12 protein-coding genes and 1 tRNA gene are annotated in these 16,595 nt (G+C 70.9%); 6 read left to right on the plus strand and 7 right to left on the minus strand.

All coding sequences use genetic code 11. The annotated features are described in order from the left end of the window. Positions 1–141 precede the first annotated feature (141 nt). Complete coding sequence (locus tag H1D24_RS10730; RefSeq protein ID WP_181657215.1) at positions 142–2,340, plus strand: elongation factor G-like protein EF-G2; 2,199 nt, start codon at positions 142–144, stop codon at positions 2,338–2,340. 287 nt (positions 2,341–2,627) lie between these two features. Next, positions 2,628–4,283, plus strand: coding sequence for an AbeC-like domain-containing protein (locus H1D24_RS10735; protein WP_181657216.1), 1,656 nt, complete (start codon positions 2,628–2,630; stop codon positions 4,281–4,283). A 32-nt stretch (positions 4,284–4,315) separates the two neighbouring features. On the opposite strand, the gene H1D24_RS10740 is transcribed toward H1D24_RS10735, so the two are convergent. Continuing rightward, positions 4,316–4,876: an HIT family protein gene (locus tag H1D24_RS10740; protein WP_181657217.1), complete on the minus strand. Its 561-nt coding sequence runs from the start codon at positions 4,874–4,876 to the stop codon at positions 4,316–4,318. A 66-nt stretch (positions 4,877–4,942) separates the two neighbouring features. On the opposite strand from H1D24_RS10740, the gene H1D24_RS10745 reads away from it, so the two are divergent. After that, positions 4,943–5,179: a hypothetical protein gene (locus H1D24_RS10745; RefSeq protein ID WP_181657218.1), complete on the plus strand. Its 237-nt coding sequence runs from the start codon at positions 4,943–4,945 to the stop codon at positions 5,177–5,179. 85 nt (positions 5,180–5,264) lie between these two features. On the opposite strand, the gene thrS is transcribed toward H1D24_RS10745, so the two are convergent. After that, entirely contained in the window at positions 5,265–7,241 is a 1,977-nt protein-coding gene (thrS, locus tag H1D24_RS10750) for a threonine--tRNA ligase (RefSeq protein WP_181657219.1), read from the minus strand. Between the two features lie 151 nt (positions 7,242–7,392). Between thrS and H1D24_RS10755 the strand changes: the two genes are divergently transcribed. Further along, positions 7,393–7,956, plus strand: a complete 564-nt coding sequence (locus tag H1D24_RS10755; protein WP_181657220.1) for a DinB family protein — start codon at positions 7,393–7,395, stop codon at positions 7,954–7,956. Positions 7,957–7,989: 33 nt separating this feature from the next. Here H1D24_RS10755 and H1D24_RS10760 read toward each other — a convergent pair whose 3' ends face one another. Continuing rightward, positions 7,990–9,225 carry a hypothetical protein gene (locus H1D24_RS10760; protein ID WP_181657221.1) on the minus strand — a complete coding sequence of 412 codons (1,236 nt, stop codon included), beginning with the start codon at positions 9,223–9,225 and terminating at the stop codon, positions 7,990–7,992. Continuing rightward, on the minus strand, positions 9,222–9,788 hold the full coding sequence (locus H1D24_RS10765; protein WP_181657222.1) for a DUF4365 domain-containing protein: 567 nt from the start codon (positions 9,786–9,788) through the stop codon (positions 9,222–9,224). Before H1D24_RS10765 ends, H1D24_RS10760 begins: the two co-directional genes overlap by 4 nt. 166 nt (positions 9,789–9,954) lie before the next feature. Here H1D24_RS10765 and H1D24_RS10770 point away from each other — a divergent pair, with 166 nt between their 5' ends. Further along, on the plus strand, positions 9,955–10,680 hold the full coding sequence (locus H1D24_RS10770; protein ID WP_181657223.1) for a 3'-5' exonuclease: 726 nt from the start codon (positions 9,955–9,957) through the stop codon (positions 10,678–10,680). A gap of 64 nt (positions 10,681–10,744) precedes the next feature. Here the strand turns inward: H1D24_RS10770 and H1D24_RS10775 are convergent. Both H1D24_RS10775 and H1D24_RS10780 read right to left on the minus strand, forming a co-directional pair. Further along, positions 10,745–10,816 (minus strand) — tRNA-Val (locus tag H1D24_RS10775). Positions 10,817–10,855: 39 nt separating this feature from the next. Continuing rightward, positions 10,856–11,308, minus strand: coding sequence for an SRPBCC family protein (locus tag H1D24_RS10780; RefSeq protein WP_181657224.1), 453 nt, complete (start codon positions 11,306–11,308; stop codon positions 10,856–10,858). Between the two features lie 102 nt (positions 11,309–11,410). On the opposite strand from H1D24_RS10780, the gene H1D24_RS10785 reads away from it, so the two are divergent. Further along, entirely contained in the window at positions 11,411–13,828 is a 2,418-nt protein-coding gene (locus tag H1D24_RS10785; RefSeq protein WP_258563985.1) for an SCO7613 C-terminal domain-containing membrane protein, read from the plus strand. Between the two features lie 7 nt (positions 13,829–13,835). Here H1D24_RS10785 and H1D24_RS10790 read toward each other — a convergent pair whose 3' ends face one another. Then, entirely contained in the window at positions 13,836–16,580 is a 2,745-nt protein-coding gene (locus H1D24_RS10790; RefSeq protein ID WP_181657226.1) for an exo-rhamnogalacturonan lyase family protein, read from the minus strand. Positions 16,581–16,595 lie beyond the last annotated feature (15 nt).

Consider the following 16,595-nt stretch of genomic DNA (forward strand, 5'->3'; position numbering starts at 1 on the left):
ACGGGAGTGCAAAGCTCGAAAACATCGGGGCGTCGCCGGAGCCGCCACCGCTGGGGTGCCCCCGGCCAGAGGCTGGAGAAGGGAATCCGCAGGTCCACGCCCTGAGAGACCTCACCGTGCACACACCCGGGAGGCAGGACAATGGGCGACAAGGCGAATGCACACCCCGGAGCCGCCGGCAGGGCGGCGACGGCCGACCACCCCGCGTCCGTACGGAATGTGGTTCTGGTCGGCCACAGCGGATCGGGCAAGACGACTCTGGTGGAGGCCCTCGCGCTGACCGCGGGGGCGGTGAACCGGGCGGGCCGCGTGGAGGACGGCGGCACCGTCTCCGACTACGACGAGATCGAGCACCGTCAGCAGCGCTCGGTGCAGCTCTCGCTGGTTCCCGTCGAATGGGACGGATACAAGATCAACATCCTGGACACCCCCGGATACGCCGATTTCGTCGGGGAGTTGAGGGCCGGTCTGCGAGCGGCGGACGCGGCCCTTTTCGTCGTCTCGGCGGCCGACGGCGTCGACGGCTCGACCCGCATGGTGTGGGAGGAGTGCGCGGCGGTCGGCATGCCGCGGGCCATCGTGATCACGCACCTGGAGGCGGCGCGGGCCGACTTCGAGGAGATGACGCGGATCTGCGCGGAGACGTTCGGCGGGGACGACCCCGACGCCGTACTGCCGCTGTACCTGCCGCTGCGCGGCGAGCCGGGACCGGACGGGCACGCGCCCGTGACGGGTCTGATCGGCCTGCTGACCCAGCGGCTGTTCGACTACTCGTCCGGCGAGCGGAAGGAGTCCGAGCCTGGCCCCGGCCAGCTCCCGCTGATCGAGGAGGCACGCAACCGGCTGATCGAGGGCATCATCGCCGAGAGCGAGGACGAGACCCTCATGGATCGCTATCTCGGCGGCGAGGAGATCGACGTCAAGACGCTGATCGAGGACCTGGAGCGCGCAGTCGCACGCGGCAGCTTCCATCCCGTGCTGGCCGCAGCGCCCGCCGCCGAGGGCGGCCGCCAGGGGCTGGGCACCGTCGAGCTCCTGGAGCTGATCACCCGCGGTTTCCCGACGCCCCTGGAGCACGAGTGCCCGGCGGTCACGACCCCGGACGGCAAGTCCCGGCCGGACGTCACATGCGATCCGGACGGGCCGCTGGTGGCGGAGGTCGTCAAGACGGCGTCCGATCCGTATGTCGGCCGGGTGTCCCTGGTGCGCATCTTCTCGGGCACTCTGCGCCCCGACGAGACCGTGCACGTCTCGGGGCACGGTCTGGCCGACCGCGGGCACGAGGACCATGACGTCGACGAGCGCATCGGCGCCCTGTCGGCCCCGTTCGGCAAGCAGCAGCGGACCATCTCGCAGGCCATCGCGGGCGACCTCGCGTGCGTGGCGAAGCTGGGCCGTGCCGAGACCGGTGACACCCTGTCAGCCAGGGACAATCCGCTGCTCATGGAGCCGTGGGACATGCCGGACCCCCTACTGCCCATCGCCATCCAGGCACACAGCAAGCCGGACGAGGACAAGCTCTCCCAGGGCCTCGCCCGGCTGGTCGCCGAGGACCCGACGATGCGGCTCGAACAGAACCAGGACACCCACCAGGTGGTGCTCTGGTGCCTGGGCGAGGCGCATGCGGACGTCGCCCTGGAGCGGCTGCGCGGGCGCTACGGCGTCCAGGTCGATGTCGTACCGCACAAGGTCTCCCTACGGGAGACGTTCGCGAGCAAGTCCGCCGGGCGCGGCCGCCATGTGAAGCAGTCGGGCGGCCACGGTCAGTACGCGATCTGCGAGATCGAGATAGAACCGCTGCCGGGCGGCTCGGGCATCGAGTTCGTCGACAAGGTCGTCGGCGGGGCGGTGCCGCGGCAGTTCATCCCGTCCGTCGAGAAGGGCGTGCGCGCCCAGGCCGCGAAGGGCGTGGCCGCCGGCTATCCGCTCATCGACGTGCGGGTCACGCTGCTTGACGGCAAGGCGCACTCGGTGGACTCCTCCGACGCCGCGTTCCAGACGGCGGGCGCCCTGGCGCTGCGGGAGGCCGCGGCGGACGCCAGGATCCATCTGCTGGAGCCGGTCGCCGAGGTTCAGGTGCTCGTCGGCGACGACTACGTCGGGCCGGTGATGAGCGATCTGTCGGGGCGCCGCGGCAGGGTGGTCGGCACCGAGCAGACGCCCGGCGGGCGCACGCTCGTACGAGCCGAGGTCCCCGAGATCGAGATCGGCCGCTACGCCGTGGACCTGCGGTCGCTGTCGCACGGCACCGCACGGTTCAGCCGCAGGTACGCACGGCACGAACCGATGCCGCCACAGATCGCCGACAAGGTTCGCGAAAAGACCGGCGCTGCCGCGTAGTTGCAGACGGCACGCGTCCGGCCGGGTCTCCCACACGAGGCCCGGCCGGGCGGCCCGAAGGCCGGGGCCATCCGCCCAATCCCCTTCTGGGCGGGCGGCCTTCGGCCCGTTCGCACTACCCATGGCGTGCTGTGTGTGCGCCCCGTAAGCGCACTGACGGATGTCGGTGCTCCCCGATACGCTGATGACCTGATCAAGTCGATGAGCTGATCAACAGGTGTGCGGGGTAGGGAAGTCGGGAAGGGCCGCAGCAGCGAAGGCGCGGCGGCGATGGGGGTGGTGGGCGGGTGGCGGACGACGTATTCGATTTCAGGCCCGGGGCGCAGGTGCCGCTGTCGGGCGCCGCGGGCCAGACCGCGGCGACGCAGGCCCTTGCGTCAGCCGCGTACCGGGACAACAAGGTCGAGGAGATCCTCAAGGCCAACAGCGACTGGCACAAGTCCGAGTGGAAGAAGGGGCTTTGGGACCTCTTCGAGCCGAACCTCGGCGAGGCGTACGCGCGCGCGGTCCAGGTCCGGATGCTCGGCGGCGCCCGCAAGCCACTCATCCAGTCCTTCGGAACCGAACCGCAGGCTGTCGTTGAGCATTGCCTCGCGGCGAACCGCATCCGCCGCGAGCGCGACAGCTGGCTCACGGCCGTGATGGCGCTGTGCGGGCTGCTCTTCCTTCCGGGGCTCGCGGTGTGGCTGCTGGTCTTCCAGATCAGAAAGACGATCAACGACACCAAGGACAAGCGCGCCTCGGTGCTCGCCACCGCCGTGCTGGTCGCCGTGGGCGTGCTGGCAGTGATCTTCCTCCTCCGGCTGCCTTTCGACGGCTTCTGGGCCTGGTACACACGCGCGGCGATCGTCGCACCCGTGGCCGGCTGGTTCTGGGCACGCCAGATCTGCGAGCGCACCGCCAAGGACATGCGCGAGCGCTGGGGCGGTCTGCTGTCCGGCGGGGGCATCGGCGCCAAGATCCCGGAGGCGGTGCCGGGCAGCCCCGGCGAGACCGCGGCCGAGCGGCTCCGTCAGGGCCTGGCCCGGCTGACCGCAGAGCAGCAGTCCAACGTCGTCTTCTACGCCGGACCCAAGGGCATCCTCGGCATGGGCACCCGCTGGGGCAGCTGGCAGCTCGCCGAGGAGCTGGTGCCCCGCGAGAAGGGCACGGAGATCCATCCCTTCCGCAGCTGGGACGTCATCCGGTCCATCCACGACCAGCTGCGCATGCTGGAGCGCGGCCCGCTGCACACCGGCGGCTTCCCCAAGCCCTCCATACGGCACTGGATCGTCTCGCCCATCGGTGAGAACGCCGACGAGGTGGCCCGGCCGAGCGGCACGGACGTCGAGGCCTTCCAGATCAGGGGGCACGAGGTCCAGCGCATCTGCAACGAGCAGCAGTTCGGCAGCGGCGACCGCCACTATCTGGGCGTGCAGTTCACGCTCTGGGGCGGCCAGCTGGTGCTCACCATGCTGATCACCGTGACGGTGCTGCACGAGACGTTGCGCATCGAGGTCACCGGGCATGCGCTCGGGCCCGTGCACGCCCTCTTCACCACCAAGCCCAAGGCCAAGGTGAAGGAGGTCCCCAAGCCGATCAAGTTCTGGGAAGTCCAGGAGAAGAAGCTGCCCCTGGTCGAGCCCGACGAGGTGGTGCGCCTCGCGGTGCGCGCCCCCTTCACCTGGTATCCGCCGCTGCTCGACTTCCTGGGCGGCAAACTCAAGCTTCCCGAGCCGTTCGGCCTGCGGCACGCCTGGGCGGACAAGCCGTGGCGCCACCGCTTCATGGCCGACGACGCGCTGCGCACCGCCACGCCGGTACTGCGCGTGGTGCACGCCGCAGCACTCAAGGTGCTGGCCGAGAACGGCGTGGACACGGAGAAGTTCGACACCCGCTCGCTCCTGCTCAGCAACCTGATCCAGGCCCCGACACCGACAACGGCGGACGTATACGAGGGGTAGCAGGCCGCCGCTCGCGGAGGCCTGGGCCGCGGTTACGCCGCCGGCCAGGCCTCGGCGATCATCTTGCGCGTATCGGCCAGCAACTGCGGCAGCACCTTCGTGTGGCCGACGACCGGCATGAAGTTCGTGTCGCCACCCCACCGCGGCACGATGTGCTGATGCAGGTGCGCCGCGATCCCGGCGCCCGCCACCGTGCCCTGGTTCATGCCGATGTTGAATCCGTGGGCCCCGGAGGCACGGCGCAGCGCCGCCATGGCCTGCTTGGTGAGCTCGGCGAGTTCGGCGGTCTCCGGCCCGGTCAGATCCGTGTAGTCGGCCACATGGCGATAGGGCACGACCATCAGATGACCGCCGTTGTACGGGTACAGGTTGAGCACCGCGTACACCTGCTTGCCGCGCGCGACGACGAGCCCGTCCTCGTCGGACTTCCCCGGGATCGAGCAGAAGGGGCAGCCGTCGTCCGCCCCCGGACCGGTCGGCTTGTTCTCGCCCTGGATGTAGGCCATCCGGTGGGGCGTCCACAAACGCTGGAACGCGTCCTGCGTCCCCACTCCGATCTGCTGCTCCGGCTCACTCGTCATGCTGTGCAGCATATGGCTTCGCCCGTTCGGAACGTGTCGCCGGGGCGGCCCCGCACGGTACCCGGCCGAGCCGGCCGGATGGATCACGACAGCCGCTCGTCACACGCCGGCATCCGGCGGGCACGCTGGGAGAGCCGGACGGAGATCCCACGCGGTGTGGCGTCGCTGGCGTATCTGGCCGGATACGGGGTGTGGGTGCCCGGGCAGTCCCTGCCCGGGCCCTGGCGCGACGCCTTGCGTCGGCGCCATCAACCCCGGCTGGCCGTGTATGCGTGGCTCATCCAGTTGTTCACGCGTGAGGACGAGGCGCGCTGAGCCGAGGCGCACGCGGACAGAGAAAGGACCCCGGGGAAGTCCCTAAGCCCCCGGGGTCCTGAGCCCACATGAGCGGGCTACCGCCTCACACCTGGATCCGGCGCTCCACCACATCGGCGATCTTGTCGAGCGCCTCGTCCCGCGGGATGCCGTTCTCCTGCGAACCGTCGCGGTAGCGGAAGGAGACCGTCCCGGCGTGCATGTCGTCGTCACCGACGATGATCATGAACGGGACCTTCTGCTTCTGCTGGTTCCTGATCTTCTTCTGCATCCGGTCGGACGATGCGTCCACCTCCATCCGCAGGCCCCGCTTCTTGGCCTCGGCCGCGAACTCCTGCAGGTACGGCACGTGCACGTCGCCGACCGGGATGCCGACGGCCTGCACCGGAGCCAGCCACGCCGGGAACGCGCCCGCGTAGTGCTCGAGGAGCACCGCGAAGAAGCGCTCGATCGAGCCGAACAGCGCGCGGTGGATCATGACCGGCCGCTGCTTGGAGCCGTCGGGCCCAGTGTACTCGAGGTTGAAGCGCTCCGGCAGGTTGAAGTCCAGCTGCACGGTGGACATCTGCCAGGTCCGGCCGATGGCGTCCTTGGCCTGGACGGAGATCTTGGGACCGTAGAAGGCCGCGCCGCCCGGGTCGGGGACCAGCGGGAGGCCCTGCTTCTCGGCGACCTTGCGCAAGGTCTCGGTCGCCTCCTCCCAGACCTCGTCCGAGCCGACGAACTTCTCCGGGTCCTTGGTGGACAGCTCCAGGTAGAAGTCGGTCAGGCCGTAGTCGCGCAGGAGGTTCAGCACGAAGGTGAGCGTCGAGTCGAGCTCGTCCGCCATCTGCTCCTTGGTGCAGTAGATGTGCGCGTCGTCCTGGGTGAAGCCGCGGGCACGGGTGAGGCCGTGCACGACGCCCGACTTCTCGTACCGGTACACGGTCCCGAACTCGAAGAGGCGCAGCGGCAGTTCACGGTACGAGCGGCCGCGCGCGTCGAAGATCAGGTTGTGCATCGGGCAGTTCATGGGCTTGAGGTAGTAGTCCACGCCCTCGTCGAGCTGCATGGGCGGGTACATGCCGTCGGCGTACCAGTCCAGGTGGCCCGAGGTCTCGAAGAGCTTCCCCTTGGTGGCATGCGGGGTGTAGACGAACTCGTAGCCCTCTTCCTCATGGCGCCGCCGCGAGTAGTCCTCCATGACCCGGCGGATGATGCCGCCCTTGGGGTGGAAGACCGCGAGGCCCGAGCCGATCTGGTCCGGGATGGAGAACAGGTCGAGCTCGCTGCCCAGCTTGCGGTGGTCGCGCTTCTCCGCCTCGGCGAGGAAGTCGAGGTGCGCCTTCAGCTCGTCCTTGGACGGCCAGGCGGTGCCGTAGATGCGCTGCAGCATGGGGTTCTTCTCGCTGCCGCGCCAGTACGCCGCCGCGTTCCGCATCAGCTTGAACGCCGGGATGTTCCGGGTGGTGGGCAGGTGCGGACCCCGGCAGAGGTCCTTCCAGCACAGGTCGCCGGTCTTGGCGTCGAGGTTGTCGTAGATGGTCAGCTCGCCCGCGCCCACCTCGACGTCCGCGCCGTCGTCCGAGGACGCCGAGCCCTTGAGCCCGATGAGCTCCAGCTTGTACGGCTCGGCGGCGAGCTCCTCGCGTGCGGCCTCGTCGGTGACGACACGGCGCGAGAAGCGCTGCCCGCGCTTCTGGATCTCCTGCATCTTCTTCTCGATGGCCTTGAGATCCTCGGGGGTGAACGGCCGCTCGACGTCGAAGTCGTAGTAGAAGCCGTCCTTGACCGGCGGGCCGATGCCCAGCTTGGCCTCGGGGAACAGCTCCTGCACGGCCTGCGCCATGACGTGCGCGGTCGAGTGGCGCAGGATGTTCAGGCCGTCCTCGGAGGAGATCTCGACGGGCTCGACCTTCTCGCCGTCCTTGATCGCGTACGCGAGGTCCTTGAGCTGGCCGTCCACGCGGGCCGCGACGATGGTGCGCTCACCGGCGAAGAGGTCGGCGGCCGTAGTGCCCGTCGTCACCACGCGCTCTTCCCGCTCGGAATCGCGATGGATGATCACACGGACGTCTGACACCGGTCTCTCCTGCCTGAAGGTGGATTTCGCACGCCACGACGAAAGGCGGCGCACTAACGGATCGTACCGAGTCGCCGGGCCCACTCGCGAAACGGTTTCCCGGACCGCGCTCGACGGGACGCCCCGCGCCCGGCGTCCTAGTGTGAGCCGCATGGCACTCGACTGGAACAAGCTCCTCATCGACCAGCTCGACTGGCACTGGGGACACCAGCTGCGCCTTCGCCTGGCAGGGCTGACCGACGACGAGTACTTCTGGGAGCCGGTCCCGGACTGCTGGAACGTGCGCAGGCGCGGCACGAGCACCGCGCCGATGGCGGCCGGCTCCGGTGACTTCACCATCGACTTCGCGTACCCGGAGCCGCAGCCCGCGCCGGTGACGACGATCGCCTGGCGCCTGGGGCACATCCTGGTGGGCGTCCTCGGAGTCCGTAACGCCGCGCATTTCGGGGCGGTGCCCGTGGACTACACGACGTACTCCTATCCGGGCACGGCTTCGGCGGCGCTCGAGCGGCTGGACGCGGCGTACGCGGAGTGGACGGCGGGCGTGCGCGGCCTGGGCGAGAGCGGCCTCGCCCGCCCCTGCGGCCCGGCCGAGGGGCCCTACGCGGAGGAGCCCATGGCCACGCTCGTCCTGCACATCAACCGCGAGATGCTGCACCACGGCGCGGAGATCGCCCTGCTGCGGGACCTGTACGCCCACCGTCCGGCGACCTGACACCCGGCACTGCCGGGACTCCAAGGCGAAGGTTCAGTCCTCGGCGCCGCACGCCTCCTCGAGGAAGTCCAGATTCTCCTGGAGGGACTTCATCAGCCGGTCCCGCTCCGCCTCGTCCACCTGCACCGGCGCCACCCCGGACGCCCCGGTCAGCCGACGGAACCCGCCCCGGCTCTCCAGCCTTCCGTGCACCCGGATCGGCAGCCCGACGAGGTGCGCGTGTCCGGCTATGCGGTACGCCTCCTCGTCCAGCGTGAGCCGTACGTGCGGCACCTCCGCGCCCGCGATGACGCGCAGCCGCACCGTGCCCTCGCCGCGCGGCCCCGACCTGCGCAGACGCACCACGGTGCCGGTGAGGCGCACCGGAACCGACGGCTCCACGCGCCTGTAGCGCGCGCTCGCCTCACGCAGTACGGACAGATCGCCGGGCGAGAACTCGACCGGCTCCGCGGGCGTCGCGCATCCCTCGGGGACCCCGGCGGCGGGCGCCCACTCCACGGCGATACGGGCGCCCTGCGAGCCACGGACGAGGGCGACCAGCGCCTCCGTCAGCTCATGGCTGACACCCGCCTCCACGGCTCCGTCGAAGGCGTCCATGCCGCCGGTGGCCCGCTGGTAGTCGATGGCCTCGCGGGCCGCGTACAGCGCCTGGTGCAGCCGTACGGCGAGGGGGCGCCCGGGGGTCACGGGCACGAACGCGGTCAGCTGGCGGCCACCCGGCGCCGGCCCCACCATTACGTTCCCAAGGGCCGCGGCGGCCGGCCGCCGATGGCGTGCCCCGTAGTATCCGGCGCGCCCGCGCACCGCCAAGGCTCCGGCGAGCAGCAGCTGCCGCGCGGCGTTGCGGAGCTGTTCCTCGGCGGTCCAGGGCGCGGCGCCCGCGGGCCCGGTGGGTACATCGCGCCACCAGCGGATCTCGTCGCTGGGCACGGTGAGCCCGACCAGCACCTCGCGGGCGGCGGGCGTGCCGCTGCGGCTCAGCGCGACCAGGGCCTCGCCGAGCAGGTCGTCGCTGTCGGGGAAGGCGCGGCTCTCCGGTACGAGCAGGCTCGTACGGCCGCTGCCAGGGCCCGGCGGGGTCCAGCGCGCGTACCGCCCGGTGGCGCCGCCGCGGCGCTGCCAGCCGTGCCGGTCGAGGAGCGCGCTCAGCACGGCGGGGTCGACCTGGGCTGGCTCGGGCGGTTGCGCGCCCAGGGCCGCGGCGTCGGCGGGGTGAGCGCGCACGGCGCCGACCGGGCGCAGTGGTTCGTCGATCGGGCGGTGCGTCACGGTTTCCCTCCGGTCCCGACCCGCGTCATGATCTCGCAGAGCGCCCGGTCGTCGAAGATGCGCGCGGTCGGTATGCGCACCGTGGTCCTGCGGCGGCCGGTGATGGGGTGCCCGGCGAGGTTGATCCAGTAGCAGCAGTGCCGCAGGTCGAGCCGGTCGTGGCCGGCGCGCAGCCAGTCGTCCTGGGACCTGGGCACGATCATCACGACGAGGATCTTGTGCACCGAGACCGGGGTGCGGGCGAGCTTCGCCAGGTGCGCGTTGTCGAGCGTGAACGAGAACGCGGGCCCCGGCGGGTTCGGCGCGATCTGGTACGTGGCCTTGAGCTGCACCTTGATGGTCACTTCGTCGTCGACCGTGTGCCCGGGGGCGCTGTGGCTGACGTGCCAGTCGATGCCGTTGTCCGGAAAGGGCTGGGACAGCGAGCAGCCCGCGGCGGCCGCCACGGCATGCAGATAGCCCACCTGAAGCGTCTCCATACAGGCGGTGGTGGCGAGCGAGCCGCGCGGCGGTGCCATCCGCTCGGGCAGCAGCCCGCCCCTTTCGGGCTGCGCGAGCGCCATCTCCAACAAGCCTTCCGCTGTGGTGAATCCCCGTTCGGGCCCTGAAGTGGCGTGGCCCGTATCTGTGTTGTCTCCCCCCTGCGTACGCCGCAAACGGCCGGGTATCACCAGGTCGGGCAGGGGACGCACGTCAACTGCCGAAGGGTGAACGAGGAGTTGTGTGCGTATGACGTGCTGGTACGAGGGACCCCTGGTTGCATTCGACACCGAGACCACCGGCGTGGACGTCGAGACCGACCGGATCGTGTCCGCCGCCGTCGTCGTCCAGGACACCGCGGGCCTCCGCGCGCGGGTGAGCCGCTGGCTGGTGAACCCGGGCGTGCCGGTGCCCGAAGCGGCCACGGCGGTCCACGGTCTGACGGAGGATCACCTGCGACGCAACGGCCGCTGGCCGGCCCCGGTGATGGAGGAGGTGGCCAGGACGCTCGCCGAGCATGTGGCGGCGGGCCGCCCGCTCGTGGTGATGAACGCGCCGTTCGATCTGACGCTGCTGGACCGGGAGTTGAGGCGCCATCGCGCCTCCTCGCTCTCCCACTATCTGGAAAGTTCCCCCCTGTGCGTGCTCGATCCGCGGGTCCTCGACAAGCACCTGGACCGCTACCGCAAGGGCCGTCGCACGCTCACCGATCTGTGCGAGCACTACGGCGTGGTGCTCGACGGCGCCCATGACGCTGCCGCCGACGCACTGGCCGCCCTGGATGTCGTACGAGCGATAGGCCGGCGCTTCTCGGCCCGGCTGGAGCGTCTGTCGCCGGCCGAGTTGCACACGCTGCAGGCGGTGTGGCATGCGGCGCAGGCGCGCGGGCTGCAGGCCTGGTTCGCCCGGAGCGGCTCACAGGAGGCGGTGGACCCGGCGTGGCCGCTGCGGCCGGAGCTTCCGGCAGCGGCCTGAGCACAACAGAAACGTGAGCACAACAGAAAACCGGTCCGCCTGCTGGCGGACCGGCCTCTCCGGGTGGGCGATACTGGGTTCGAACCAGTGACCTCTTCGGTGTGAACGAAGCGCTCTCCCACTGAGCTAATCGCCCGGGAACGCAGTGAACCATACAGGTCTCGGGGGGTGTCGTTCAAACCGCATTCAGCAGGGCGGTCAGCCCTCGGCGGCCACCGCGCATCATCAGCGCGTGGTTCGCCCGGAACAGACCACGTGCGGGCACGGCGAGGCGCCGCATGACCGGCTTGCGCACCTCGACCTCCTGGTCGTAGCACGCGCGCGTGCCCATCCCGCCGGTGGCAGGTGCGAGCGTCCAGCGGGCCCAGCCCTCCAGATCGCCGGTCATCCCGATCTCGAGGACGCCGGCCGTGGGGTCCCGGCGCCGCTCTTGGACCGTGACGACAAGGTCGTACGGCAGGAGGGACCGGAAGCGGGCCACGGCGACCCCTTCACCGAGGGGCGTCACCGCCCGCACCTGCGGCCACCAGCGCGGATACTCCTGGGCACGCTCCAGCACGGCGTACACGTCGGCCGGCGGCGCCGGCAGCTTCCAGAGGCTGCGGAAGCGGTAATGGCACCAGTCCATGTACCGAGTGTGCCTGTACGGAGGCCTCCCGTACGCGAGCTGAGTACGTTCTGAGTACTCACACTCATGCCGTACGACGTGACGGGGACCACACTCCGAGGCATGACACACATCCCGCCTCCGGCCGAAGAGCTGCGGCTCCTCGACGCCGAGCTGTGGCAACTCGATGGCCGCCGGGCCCAGTTGCTTGCCCGGCGGGCCTGGCTGGTCGCCGCGCTGCAAGCGCAGCCGGTCGCACCGGTGCCCGTCGCGCCTCGCCCCGAGACCAGCGCGCCGCGCGTCCAGAACGTGCTCCTCGTGCTCGGCGGCGTCCTGCTCACCGTCGCCGCGGCGGCCTTCACGCTGGTCAGCTGGGGTGACCTCGGGATCGCCGGGCGGGCCCTGGTGCTCGGCTCGGTCACGCTGGCCGTGCTCGCCGCGCCGGTGCCGCTCCTGAAGCGCGGGCTGCGCTCGACGGCCGAGTCGGTGGCGGGACTCGGACTCGCGCTGACGGTGCTCGACGCCTACGCGCTGCATGCGGCCGCGCTCACGGGCACGGACGGCACGGGGTACGCGGCGGTTGCGTCGGCGGTGCTGGCGGGGGTGTGGGCGGCATACGGCCGGGGGCTCGGCCTGCTGCCCGACCTGAGTTCCGGCGCCTCCGACCACTCTGCGCGGGAGGAGGCCCGACCCCTCCCGCTGCGCCTGCCCCTGCCCGCCGCTCTGGCCGCTGCCCAGCTCCCGCTGCTTCTCTGGGCGATCGCGGTCGACGCGGGTCCGGACTGGATCACTGCCGCGCTCCTGGTGACGGCTGGGTTCGACACGATTGTGGCGCTCCGGACCACCTCCAAGTCCGTGCGTGTCGTCGCCGTCGTCGGCGCGTACGGCACGGGCGGCTTGGGCGTACTGACGGCCGGCTGGCTCTCCTGGGACGCGGGTGGCCCGAGCGCCGCCGTCCGTGCGTCGGCTCTCCTCGCCCTCGCGGCGGCCATCGCGCTGGGCGCCGCACGGCAGCTGCCGAAACCGGGTAATGCCATGGGCACCGCGTTCGTCGGCGGGCTCGTCCTGGCCGCGGCGGTCGGCGGGATCCTGCGCGCGGTCCTGCCCGGCGGCTGGACGGTCCTCGGCTATCTGGCGGGTGGTGTCGCGCTGTTGGCGGCGGTACGCGGGCAGCACCTTGCCAAGCCGGTCCGTCGTGGCCTCGCGTGGGCCTCCGGCACGGTCCAGGCGCTGGCTCTGCTCTGGGCCCTGCCGCTCGTCGTGGTCGTGCTGCTTGGCCCGGTCGGCTGGGCGGAGCGGGCCTGGACCGGCGTGCCGTCGGACGCCCGCGCGGCAGTGACGGTCGACGTTCCGTGGCCGCCGTACGCGGCGGCGGCCGCCGTCGTCCTGGCCGTCATCGCCGGTGTGCTGGCGGCGGTCCGGAACGCGACCTGGCGGCCGCGGGCCCTGACCGGCGTGCTGGTTCTGGCCTGGGCGACCGCGCTCGTCCTCCCGGCGGTCCTTGAACTCCCCTACGGCGTCGGCTTGTCGGCCCAGGGCATCACGACGGCTGCTGCCCTCGCGGCAGCAGCCGCTGCCCGCCAGGTCCCGACCGCGCAGACGGCCGCCACCGTCCTCTCGGTGGTCGCCTCCCTCTCCCTCGCCTTCCTGTCGCTCGCCTCCGAGGGCGCGACGCTGGTGGTCCTCGTCGCCCTGACCGTGCTCTTCGCGGCTGCCTCGTGGTTCGCGCGCCTGGCTCCCGTCACGGCCCCGGCCGCGCTCGCGTACGCGGCCGCGCTGGCCTGCGCGACGGGCGCCTCCGTGGGCTGGCGGCCGGAGCACACGGCCCTGCTCGTCCTGGTGGTGCCCGTGACCGCGGCCCTGCTCGCCGCGCGGCTCGGTGGCTCCCCGGCGACCGTGCCGGTCGAGGTGACGGGAGCCGCCGCCGGACTGCTCGCCGTCGCACTGACCGTCGCCGACCCGCCGATGCTCGCCCTGGTGCTCGCCTTGTGCGGGGTGATCGCCGCCGGCACCGCGGTCCGGTCCGACCGCCGCCCCGTCGGCTACGCGGCGGCCGCCCTGTTCGTCCTGGCCACCTGGGTGAGGCTGGCCTCCTGGGACGTGGAAACCCCGGAGGCGTACACGCTGCCGGTGACCGTCCCTGCGCTGTTCGTCGGCGCTCTGCGCAGGCGCCGTGACCCCCAGGCCTCGTCGTGGACGGCATACGGCGCCGGACTCGCCGCCACGCTCGTGCCCAGCCTCATCGCGGCCTGGGGCGATCCGCACTGGCTGCGTCCGCTGCTGCTCGGCGCGGCGGCGCTGCTGATCACCCTGCTTGGCGCCCGGCACCACCTCCAGGCGCCGCTCCTCATCGGCGGCGCCGTGCTCACCCTGGACGCGCTGCACGAACTCGCCCCGTACCTCGTCCAGATAGCGGGCGCGCTCCCCCGCTGGGTACCTCCCGCACTCGCCGGGCTCCTGCTGCTCGCCGTCGGTGCGACGTACGAGCAGCGGATCCGGGACGCCCGGCGGATGCGGGAGGTGCTGGACAAGATGAACTAGCCCTCGGCTACGGCATCTTGTCTCCGAGGAGTGCCAGGTTCTCGATGGCGGCGAGGCCGTACAGCGCTGTGTCGTTGGTGTAGACCCAGTTGGCCTCGCTGCCGGGCACCAGGGTGACCGGCCCGCTCACCTTCTCCGTCTTCCAGGGGGCGGACTCCTTGTAGCCGTCGGAGTTGTAGAACTTCTGCCACGCGCGCGTGGCGAGCTTTTCGTCGCCGGTCTGGACGGCCGCGTAGGCGTCCAGGCGCGAGTGGCCCTGGAAGAGCAGCAGGGACCCGAAGTTGGAGCCGTAGCGGGCCGCCTGTTCGGCCTTGGTCGCGTTGAAGTAGCGGCAGTAGTCGAAATACGCCTCGTTGAACTTGGGCATGTCGACCAGGTCGATCAGCTCGGCGCACAGCTCGTTGAGGCCGAAGACCGCCGACAGGTGCGAGACGCCGACGACGGGCTTGTCGGCGATCGCGAACTTGCCGGTGTCGAGGTCGTACAGGCCGCTGCCCTGCACGAAGCCGTTGGGCTGGGCCGCGATGGTCTCCATGGTGGAGAGCACGCGTGCCTTGGCCTTCTCCCACTTGGGGCCCATGCGCTCCCATTCGGTGAGCCAGGCCGACACCAGACCGCTCCAGTCGGTGCCGAAGCCGATGGACAGCGCGTGCCGGTCGGGCGTGTACGGCTCGGTGCGGATCTTCCGGATCGGGTCGAGGACGAGGAACGTCTCGTCGGAGTCGACGTTGGCGTGCATGAGGTCGCCGACCCGCTCGTCGCCCGTGAGGAAGTAGTAGTAGCGCCGGTACGTGGTGTTGGCGATGCGCTGCTGCTTGGCGCTGTCCGCGTAGTGCTGCACGCCGTGGCGGGTGCCGAGCCCGGCCCATTCACCCAGGTGGTAGACGTCTACCTCGCCGGTGTGGCGGGTCATGGCCTCGGCGAAGCGGAAGATGTCGGCGCGGCCGCTGCGCAGGTACGCGAACCAGAGCCACAAGTCCGGCGAGAGCTCGGAGTTGTCCCAGGCGTAGCCGCCGACGTCGTAGCGCCACTGGTGCCGGGCCGGGTCATACGAGTGCATGATGTCGCCGTAGTCCCAGAAGCCGTACCACCGGCGCATGTCCACCTGGTCCTTGTAGTAGGTGAACAGGAAGTCCAGGTGGTCCTCGATCTTCGCCTTCGCGGCGGTGGAGCGGTCGGGCTCGGAGAAGAGGCCGCCGAAGACCTTGGCCTTGATGAGCTGCTTGGGCGGCGCGGCGAGCTGCGGCGGGGTGCGGACGGCGTTGACCTGCTGGGCGAGCGTCTCGGGACTGGGTGTGGAGTCGTTGGCCCAGAAGAGGAGTTCGCTGGTGCGGGCGATGCCGTAGGGGGTGCCGAAGCCCGGCTCGTAGTCCTCGTAGGTGATGTTGAGGCCTTCGAGCTGCTCGGCGTAGGTGTCCTGGCCGAGGCCGTCGTGGTAGAAGCGCAGGTCCATGGGCTGCGCCTCGGGCGACCAGAGCCAGAGCGTGACCTCGGCTTCGTCGGTGTGCGCGTCCCGGATGTCGAGCTGGGCGGGGAACTTCTCCCAGAACTCCCGGAGGCCGAAGGAGAGTCCGCCGCTCGCGCCGCCGACGTATCCGAAGCCGCTCGCCCTGCGTCCGCCGCCCGCCGCGATCCAGCCGTGGCCCGCCTTGGTGCGCTTGCGCAGCGTGAAGCCGTCGGCGGAGAGCTGCGAGAGGGTGTAGTCGCCCCAGGTGGGGATGAGGTGCAGGCGGGTGGTGACGCGCTGGTCCCAGGTGGAGGGGTCGGGGAGCTTCTTGCCCTCGAACTGTGCGGCCTGCACGGCAGCGCCCGGGTCGCGGCGAAGTCCGGTGATGCCCTTGACGGCCTCGCGCAGCAGTCCGGTGTCGTCGCCGCCGATACGGATGTGCCGGTCGTAGGCCTCGTCGCGCATCGGCACCGTGAAGCGCACGCCGAGGCCGCGGATGAAGTCGCCGCTGGCCTTTCCGGGCTCCTGGGTGCCGTCGAAGGTGATGGTGTGCACCATGCGGAACGATTCGGCGCCCGCGTAGAAGTAGAGCCGGATGGAGAAGGGCAGCCAGGCGCGGTCGCCGCGGCGGTGCTTGCCGTCGATGCGGACGACGGCACGGACAGGGCCGTCCTGCTCGACCACGGTCTCGGAGATCGCGCTCTCGAACCGCTCGTACTTCTCCTGGCCCTGGTCGCCGTCCTCGAGCTCTCCCTGGCGCAGCAGGACGAGGCGTCCGTTCTTGGCGATCTCGGTCGATCCGCGCGTGACGGACTTGACGAGGGTGGACCCGCTGTTGCCGATCTTGGCAGTGATGACACCGGTCGATATGTCGATGGTGCCGCCGCTCTTGTCGACGGTGATCTTCTTCTCGGGCGCGGCGGGCGTGCCAGTGGTGAGCGTGAACTTGTCGGCGGTCGTCTGGGGGCCGATGGCGTGCGCTGTCCACTTGAGTGAGCCATCGGGCCAGTAGGCGAGGGGCCAGCTCTGGACGGGCACCTCCTTGCCGTCGGCGGTTGCCAGCGCGAAGGTCTGGTCCTTGTCGTACGCGCCCTTGGGCCAGGGCACGCCGACGGTGGAGCCGGGGGCGGCGCCGAGGCCGCCGTCCTCGAGCCAGTTCAGCGTCACGGGATCGGGTGCCGCGTCCGCGGCCTCGGCTCTTGGCGCGGCGACGGCGTCCTGTGTGCCCAAGGCCCAGCTGAACTGGGCGGCGGCACCGGCGACGGCGGCCGCCTTGAGCACGGACCTGCGGGGGATGGGAGACATGGCCTTTCCTTTCCG

The sequence above is a fragment of the Streptomyces himalayensis subsp. himalayensis genome (assembly GCF_013778455.1).
GTDB classification, from domain to species: Bacteria; Actinomycetota; Actinomycetes; order Streptomycetales; family Streptomycetaceae; genus Streptomyces; species Streptomyces himalayensis.